Here is an 8,573-nt window from a genome sequence, read left to right on the forward strand (position 1 = left end):
CCGACTACCTGCTCGGCCACTCCATCGGCGAACTCGCCGCCGCGCACGTCGCCGGCGTCTGGTCGCTGGAGGACGCGGCCGCCCTGGTGGCTGCGCGTGGCCGGCTGATGCAGGCCCTGCCCGAGGGCGGGGCGATGATCGCGGTGCAGGCGACCGAGGACGAGATCCTGCCGCTGCTCACCGAGAACGTGTCCATCGCCGCCCTCAACGGACCGACCTCCGTGGTCATCTCCGGCGACGAGGACGAGGTCACCGCGATCGCCGAGCGGTTCGCGAAGTCCAAGAAGCTGCGGGTCAGCCACGCATTCCACTCCCCGCGCATGGAACCCATGCTCGAGGAGTTCCGGCAGATCCTGCAGACGGCCACCTTCCACACCCCGCGCATCCCGATCGTCTCCAACCTCACCGGTCAGACGGCGGGTGAGGAGCTGCTGACCGCGGACTACTGGGTCAACCACGTCCGCCGGGCCGTCCGGTTCGCCGACGGCATCCGCCACCTCGACGCCCAAGGCGTCACCACCTACCTGGAACTCGGCCCCGGCGGCGTCCTGTCCGCCATGGCCCAGGAGACGACCACCGACGCCGCGTTCATCCCCGCCCTGCGCAAGAACCGCCCGGAAACGGACGCCGTCGTCACCGCCCTCGCCGAACTGCACGTGCACGGCACCGCCGTCGACTGGACCGCCTACTACGCAGGCATGAACGCTCAGCGGGTTGACCTGCCCACCTACGCCTTCCAGCACCAGCACTACTGGCTGGAGTCCTCGCCCGCCCCGGCCGGCGACCCCGTGGGGCTCGGGCTGGACCGCACCGGGCATCCGCTGCTCGGCGCCGAGACGGAGGTCGCCGGATCGGAAGCCGCCCTCTTCACCGGTTCCCTGTCGGCGTCGCACGCCTGGCTCGGTGACCACGTCGTCATGGGGGCCCGCCTGGTGCCGGGCACGGCGTTGGTGGACTGGGCGCTGCACGCGGGCGGGCGGGTCGGCGCGCCCCTGCTGGAGGAGCTGACGCTGCACGCGCCGCTGGTGCTGCCCGAGCGGGGAGGGACGTCCCTGCAGATCGCGGTCGACACCCCCGGCGAGGACGGGCGGCGAGCGGTGCGCATCCACTCCCGCGTCCCCGGCGGGGACGGGGACGGGTGGGTGCTCAACGCCGCGGGCGTGCTCGCGGACGAGGACGCGACTGCCGGCGCCTCCCCGCCGGACACCGAGTCGCTGCGGATCTGGCCGCCGGCCGGCGCCGTCGAGGTCCCGGCCGGGGCGGCGTACGACGAACTGGCCGGGACGGGCCTGGAGTACGGCCCGGCGTTCCGGGGTCTCCGTGCCGTGTGGCGGCGCGGTGACGAGGTGTTCGCCGAGGTGGCGCTTCCCGGGACGGCCGGTGATGAGGTCGACGGTTACGGCGTGCACCCCGCGTTGCTGGACGCCGCACTGCATCCCGTGGCACTGGGCCTGCTGTCCCCGGAGGACACGGAGGACGCCAAGGCCGACGGAGGGACCCGGCTGCCGTTCGCGTGGAGCGGCGTGCGGCTGCACGCCGTCGGCGCCCGGTGGCTCCGGGTGCGGCTGGCGCCCGCCGGGGCGGACGGCCCGGGGGTCTCCGTGGTGTGCGCGGACGGGACGGGCGCGCCGGTGGCCTCGGTGGAGTCGCTGGAGCTGAGGCCGCTGAAGGCGGAGCAGCTCGCCCGGCCGGGGGCCGGCGGGACGGCCGGGAACGACCTGTACCGGGTGGACTGGGTCGCCGTGGACACCCCCGAGGCGGTCGGGGGCGACGCTCCGGAGGCGTCGGTGCTCACCGTCCAGGCCGCCGCCGAGGGCGTGGACGTGGACCGTGCGGCCGAGGCCCGCCACCAGGTGACCCGGGTGCTGGAGCGGCTGCAGGCGTGGCTCGGCGGGAACCCGCCGGACGACCGCCCGGTGCTGGTGGTCACCCGTGGAGCGGTCGCCGTCGACGGCGGGGACGTGCCGGACCCGGGCGCCGCCGCCGTGTGGGGCCTCGTGCGGTCGGTGCAGTCGGAGTACCCGGGGCGGGTCGTGCTCGTCGACACGGACGGCTCGATCCGGGACCTCGCGCCCCTGGCGCTGCTGGACGAGCCGCAGCTCGCCGTGCGCGACGGAGTGCCGTACGCCGCCCGCCTGGAACGGTCCGGCGCGGTGGCGGCCGGGACCGGCCACCGCCCGGACGTCGAGGGCACCGTTCTGGTGACGGGGGCCTCCGGCACCCTGGGCGGGCTGGTGGCACGGCACCTGGTCACCGCGTGGGGGGCGCGGGACCTCCTCCTGGTCAGCCGGCGCGGCGCCGCCGCGCCCGGCACGGCCGAACTCGTCGCCGAGCTGCGGAACGCGGGCGCGGCCGTGCGGGTCGAGGCGTGTGACGTCGGCGACCGTGCGGCGCTGTCCTCCCTGCTGGCCTCGGCCGTCACCGGCGGCCGGCTGGCCGGCGTGGTGCACACCGCGGGCGTGCTGGACGACGGGGTGGTCGAGTCGCTGACGGCGGAGCGCGTCGCGACGGTCTTCCGCCCCAAGGCGGACGCCGCCCGGCACCTGCACGACCTGACCGCGGGCATGGACCTGTCGTTCTTCGTCCTGTTCTCCTCCGTCGCGGGTGTGATCGGCGCGCCCGGACAGGCCAACTACGCGGCGGCCAACGCCTACGTGGACGCGCTCGCGCACCACCGCCGGGCCCGCGGGCTGCCCGCCGTGGCACTCGCCTGGGGGCCCTGGGCGGAGAGCGGCATGCTGGGGAGCCTGGGGGAGGCGGACGTGCGGCGGCTGCGGCGCTCCGGGATGGCGCCGATGCCCGCCGCCCGCGGCCTTGAGCTGTTCGACGCGGCCGTGGCCGCCGGTCACGCGGCGGTCGTGCCCGTGGTGCTGGACCTGTCGGCCGCACGGCGCGAAGCCGCCGGCAGCGGGGTCGTCGCCCCGTTCATGCGGCGGCTGCTGCGGGCGGTTCCGCGCCGGGCCGCCGCGGGCAGCGGGACGGCGACGGAACGGACCCTGCGCGACCGGCTCGCCGAGGCCGCCCCCGAGAGGCGTCGGGCGATGGTGGTCGACGTGGTCGTGGACGAGGTGGCGTCGGTGCTCGGCCACGCCGCCGGACACCGGGTCGCGGAGGAACACGCCTTCAGCGAGCTCGGCTTCGACTCCCTGACCGCGGTGGAGCTGCGCAACCGGCTCAACGCGCTGACCGGGCTGCGGCTGCCGGCGACCCTGGTCTTCAACCATCCGACGCCCCTGGACCTGGCGGCCCACGTCCTGTCCCAGCTGGCGCCCGACGCCGGAGCCGACGCCCGGCCGGACGCGGCGGGACCGCTCGACCTCGACGCCGAGCTGCGGCGGCTGGAGGAGACGTTCGAGACGCTGACACCGGAACGGGTCAGGGGGCTCGCCCCGGACGGCGGGCCGGCGGAGTCCGTGGCACTGCGGCTGAGGAACCTGCTGGCACGGTGGGACGAGGTCCGGGGAGGAACGGCCGGACACGTCCCGTTCGAGGAGGAGAGGGGCGCCGACGTCCGGGAGGAACTCGACGCGGCCTCCGACGACGAGCTGTTCGCCTTCATCGACCAGCGCTTCAGCACCACCTGACCCACGCGGGAGGGTGCCTCGCCCCCTCCCGCAGAAGCTTCAGGGTCCGTCCTCCGCGGTGGCGGAGGACGGACCCTGAGGACTTGCGGGTCTCGCCTGGCTTATTCGGCGATCTTGGTGCGGCCCACCCACTGGTAGACCCCGGGCGTGCTGCCGGACGGCGTGTAGTGCTCGTAGCCGTTGCCGTGCCGGATCTTGATCTTCTCGTCGGAGAAGATCGTTTCGCGGAATTCCTTCAAATCCACGGTGCCGACCAGTTCGGCAGGGCCTCCTTCGAGTCGGACGGGGCTGTTCGTCGTGCCTGAGGGAAAGGGCAGGGTCTGTGTCATCGGCACACCTCTCGTCTCGATCCGGCCCCATTCTTCTTCGGATCCGCCCCTTTCATGCACCCCTGACCGCCCCCGGTAGGGGGGAGGAATTCTTGGTAGGGGTACTTCCCGAATGATTCCCTGGTGGCCCTGGTCCCCTTGTTCTCCCCGCGCGGACAGAACTCCGCGGAAAGAACTCACGGATTTCCCGTGCACAGATCTTCGGCGGGCGGACCGGCCGCACCCTTCTTCGCGTGCCGTGGAGCCGTCCGACCGATGTCCGAACGATGCCCGAACGATTCCTCTACGGAAGGCCGTCACATGGCAGAGAAGTACGACGTGGTCGTCGTGGGCGGCGGCTCCGCCGGCGTCGCCGCCGCCGTGGGGGCGCGCCGCGCCGGCGCCCGCACCCTGCTGCTGGAGCGCGGCCCCTGCCTCGGCGGGGCCGCCACGCTGCGCAACGTCCTGACGTACTGCGGGATCTACACCCGCGAGGACGAGCCCCGGCAGGTGGTGTTCGGCGTGGCCGAGGAAGTGCTGTCCGCGCTCCGCGAGGAAGGAGCGGTCAGCGCCCCGCAACGGTTCAACGGCGTGTGCGTCGTGTTCGAGCCGGAGGCCGTCAAGCGCGTCCTCGACACCCTGTGCGCCACCGCGGGCGTCGACGTCCGCCTGCACAGCCACGTGGCCGGTGCGCACCGGGTGGACGGGAGGATCACCCGGGTGAGTGTCGCCGGCCACCGCGGCGTCACCGAGGTCACCGCGGACGCCTTCGTCGACGCCAGCGGCGAGGCCGACCTCGCCGCGTTCGCCGGGGCGGCGGTCCGCTACGGAACGGACGGCATGGTGCAGAACGGGTCGCTCGGCGTCCGCTTCGGCGGCATCCCGCCGCAGGTCGACGTCTCCCGGGCCCAGGTCTCCGCCGCCGTCCACACCGCTCGGGCCCGAGGCGTGCGGCCACTGGTCTCCGCCCACGGGCTGGTCGCCCGGCTGCCCGTGTCGGGGGACGTCATCGCCTACATCGTCGACGAGGCGTACGACGCCCGCGACGCCGCCGACGTCAGCCGTGCCGAGGCCCGCGCCCGCGTCCAGGCGCACGCCTACCTCGACGTCATCCGCTCCCTGCCCGGAGCCGAGGGCGCGTACATCGTCAGCACCGGCCCCGAGCTGGGGACGCGCGAGTCCCGCCACGTCATCGCCCGGTACCGGCTCGGCGTGGACGAGGTCCTGGGCGCCGCCCGGTTCCACGACGCGGTGGCCGTCGGCGCCTGGCCGGTCGAGTACCACCCGGGTCCCGGCCTGCCGTCCGAGTGGCACTTCATCAAGGGGGACGGCTACTACGAGATCCCCCTCGGGTCGCTGTGGAGCGCCGACACGGACAACCTCTTCGCCGCCGGCCGCAACGTCGACGGCGACCGCCTCGCCGGTGCGTCGCTGCGCGTCATGGGCACCGCCTTCGCCACCGGGCAGGCGGCGGGCGTCGCCGCGGCCGTGGTGGCCGACGGCGGCACGCCGGGCGGCGCCGAGGTCAGCGCCGAGCTGCGCCGTCAGGGCGCCGTGCTGCCGGAGCCGGCCCTCCTCTGACCGCAACCGGCTCCCGTCGACCGGCGGCGGGCAGCGGCCGGGGAAGTCCTGGCGCGCCCCTCCCGTCCGGCAGGCCCGCCTCTCCTCGCCCCCGGTCCGGTCCTGGCCCCCGCCCCCGGGCGCCCCCTACGCGGCTGCGGGGGAGTAGGGGGAACAGTCCGGACCGGAGGGGTTGGGCCGCCGGACTCCCCCTTCTACCGTCGACGGGAAGTGGCGGGAACACGGGAAAAGCGGAAAGGACCTATTTCTCACATGGCTGCTCCGGAAGTCGACCCCACACTGTGGCTCCGCAGATTCGGCGAAGCACCCGGCCGGAGAACGCGGCTCGTCTGCCTGCCGCACGCCGGCGGCTCGGCGACGTTCTTCTTCCCGGTCGCCAGAGCGCTTTCCCCCGCACTGGACGTCATTTCCGTGCAGTACCCGGGACGCCAGGACCGCCGTCACGAGAAATGCGTCGAAACGCTGCAGGAACTCGCCCGGCAGATCGTCGACGTCCTTTCCCCCGGCCCCGACGACCCGCCGACCGCCCTGTTCGGCCACAGCCTCGGCGCCACCCTCGGCTTCGAGATGGCCCGGCTGATGGAGGCCCGGGGCGCCGCTCCCGTCCACCTCTTCGCGTCCGGCCGCCGCGCCCCCTCCCGCCCGCGCCACGAGACCGTGCACCTGCGGGACGACGAGGGCATGCTCGCCGAACTGCGCCTTCTCAGCGGCACGGACCCCCGGGTCCTCGGCGACGAGGAGGTGCTGCGCATGTCGCTGCCCGCGATCCGCGGCGACTACCGCGCCGCCGAGACCTACGTGTACGAGCCCGGCCCCGCCCTGTCGTGCCCCATCACCGTCTTCACGGGCGACGACGACCCGAAGGTGACCCTCGACGAGGCCCGTGCCTGGGAGGAGCACACCGACGCCGGGTTCGCGATGCACACCTACGCGGGCGGCCACTTCTTCCTCTCGAACCACCAGACCGCCATGCTGAAGATCATCTCGGACCGGTTGGCGACCGCCACCACCGGCAGCCGCTAGGCCTACGACCGCGCGGCACCGTCCGGCGGCCCCCGTGCCGGACGACTCCCCTGACGGCCGTACGCCCCGGAACAGGCGGGCGGCGTGGCCGGCAAGGCCCGCCCCCGCCTCTCTTTCGTCTTCCCGGGGCCGTTCGCTTCCCCTTCCGCTCCGGCTCCCGATCCCGCTTCCGTTCCCTTTCTCGCCCCCGCCCCCGCCCCCGCTCCTCGTGAAGTTCCAGCTCGTCGGTTTATCCGGACAGGTGACGCTCTGATGGCGAACGAAGAAAAGCTCCGCTCCTACTTGAGGCGAGTCACGGCCGACCTGCACGAGACCAGCGAGCGGCTGCGCCGCGCCGAGGCCAAGGACCGGGAGCCCGTCGCCATCATCGGAATGGCCTGCCGCTACCCGGGCGGAGCCGGCGACCCCGAGGGGCTGTGGCGGCTCGTCGCCACCGGAACCGACGCGGTCAGCGGCTTCCCCGCGGACCGCGGCTGGGACGTCGACGACCTCTACGACCCCGACGGCGCCCAGCCCGTCACCCCCGGGATGAGCGCGGGCGGCTTCCTGCACGACGCAGGCGACTTCGACCCCGCCCCCTTCCGCATCTCGCCGCGCGAGGCGCTCGCCATGAACCCCCAGCAGCGACTGCTGCTGGAGACGTCCTGGGAGGCCGTGGAGCGCGCCGGCATCGGCCCGGACACCCTGCGCGGCAGCCGGACCGGCGTGTACGTCGGCCTCATGTACCACGACTACGCGGCGGGCGTGGCCGACGAGGACGTCCCCGAGGGGGTCGCCGGGCTCCTCGGCATCGGGAACATCGGCAGCGTCGCCTCGGGCCGGGTCGCGTACACCCTCGGTCTCGAAGGGCCGGCGGTGACCGTGGACACGGCGTGCTCGTCCTCGCTGGTCGCCCTCCACCTGGCCGTCCAGGCGCTGCGCAACGGCGAGTGCGACATGGCCCTCGCGGGCGGAGCCACCGTCATGGCCACCCCCGCGGCCTTCACCGACTTCCAGCGCCAGGGCGGCCTGTCGACCGACGGCCGCTGCAAGTCGTTCTCCGACGACGCGGACGGCACCGGCTGGGGCGAGGGCGTGGGCGTGCTGCTGGTGGAGCGTCTGTCGGACGCGCGCCGCAACGGCCACCGGGTGCTGGCGGTGGTGCGCGGCACCGCCGTCAACCAGGACGGCGCCAGCAACGGGCTGACCGCCCCCAACGCGCCCGCGCAGGAGCGCGTCATCCGCGCGGCGCTGGCGGGTGCCGGCCTGACCGGTGCGGACGTGGACGCCGTGGAGGCGCACGGTACGGGCACGACGCTGGGTGACCCGATCGAGGCGCAGGCGCTGCTGGCCACGTACGGCCAGGAGCGTCCGGAGGACGGGCGGCCGCTGTGGCTGGGCTCGCTGAAGTCGAACATCGGGCACACGCAGGCCGCCGCCGGTGTCGGCGGTGTGATCAAGATGGTCATGGCGATGCGTCATGGCGTCCTGCCGCCCACCCTCCACGCGGCCCGGCCGTCGACGAAGGTGGACTGGTCGGCGGGCGGTGTGGAGCTGCTGACGGAGGCGCGGGAGTGGCCGGAGACGGGTGACCGGCCGCGCCGTGCGGGTGTGTCGTCGTTCGGTGTGAGCGGGACGAACGCGCACGTGATCCTTGAGGCCGTCGCGGACGGGGAACCGTCGGCGGATGTGGAGCCGACGGTCACCCTTCCCGTGGTGCCGTGGGTGCTGTCGGGGAAGTCGCCGGAGGCGCTGGCGGGGCAGGCGAAGCGCCTGCTGGCCCGTCTGCGTGCGGACGAGGAGACGTCGAGCGCCGACAACGGCTGGTCCCTGGTTTCCACCCGCTCGCACTTCGAGTACCGGGCCGCCGTGGTGGCGGCGCACCGGGAGGAGTTCGTCCGAGGGCTGGAGGTCCTGGCCTCCGGCGGCACCGCCCCGGGCGTGGTCCGGGGCACGGCCACCAGCGGACGGTCGGCATTCCTCTTCTCCGGCCAGGGCTCGCAGCGGGCCGGGATGGGCCGCGAGCTGTATGCGGCGTTCCCGGTGTTCGCCGACGCCCTCGACGCCGTCTGCGCCGAGCTCGACAAGCACCTGGACC

General features: G+C 74.2%; 5 protein-coding genes. 4 read left to right on the forward strand and 1 reads right to left on the reverse strand.

Annotation, left to right across the window (positions count from 1 at the left end; all coding sequences use genetic code 11):
* A partial coding sequence (locus tag A2U95_RS33325; RefSeq protein ID WP_166020648.1) for an SDR family NAD(P)-dependent oxidoreductase occupies window positions 1–3,584 on the forward strand: 3,584 nt, incomplete at its 5' end.
* 101 nt (window positions 3,585–3,685) lie between these two features.
* On the opposite strand, the gene A2U95_RS33330 is transcribed toward A2U95_RS33325, so the two are convergent.
* A complete protein-coding gene (locus tag A2U95_RS33330) occupies window positions 3,686–3,913 on the reverse strand; it encodes a DUF5988 family protein (RefSeq protein ID WP_277350861.1) in 228 nt (75 codons plus the stop codon).
* A 300-nt stretch (window positions 3,914–4,213) separates the two neighbouring features.
* On the opposite strand from A2U95_RS33330, the gene A2U95_RS02815 reads away from it, so the two are divergent.
* From A2U95_RS02815 to A2U95_RS02825, 3 genes are all read left to right on the forward strand, one after another.
* Entirely contained in the window at window positions 4,214–5,473 is a 1,260-nt protein-coding gene (locus tag A2U95_RS02815; RefSeq protein ID WP_166020650.1) for an FAD-dependent oxidoreductase, read from the forward strand.
* A 252-nt stretch (window positions 5,474–5,725) separates the two neighbouring features.
* Entirely contained in the window at window positions 5,726–6,496 is a 771-nt protein-coding gene (locus A2U95_RS02820; RefSeq protein WP_166020651.1) for a thioesterase II family protein, read from the forward strand.
* Window positions 6,497–6,745: 249 nt separating this feature from the next.
* A partial coding sequence (locus tag A2U95_RS02825) for a type I polyketide synthase (protein ID WP_420857012.1) occupies window positions 6,746–8,573 on the forward strand: 1,828 nt, incomplete at its 3' end.

Origin of the sequence: Streptomyces chilikensis, assembly GCF_001642695.1 — a bacterium.
Taxonomy (GTDB): Bacteria; Actinomycetota; Actinomycetes; order Streptomycetales; family Streptomycetaceae; genus Streptomyces; species Streptomyces chilikensis.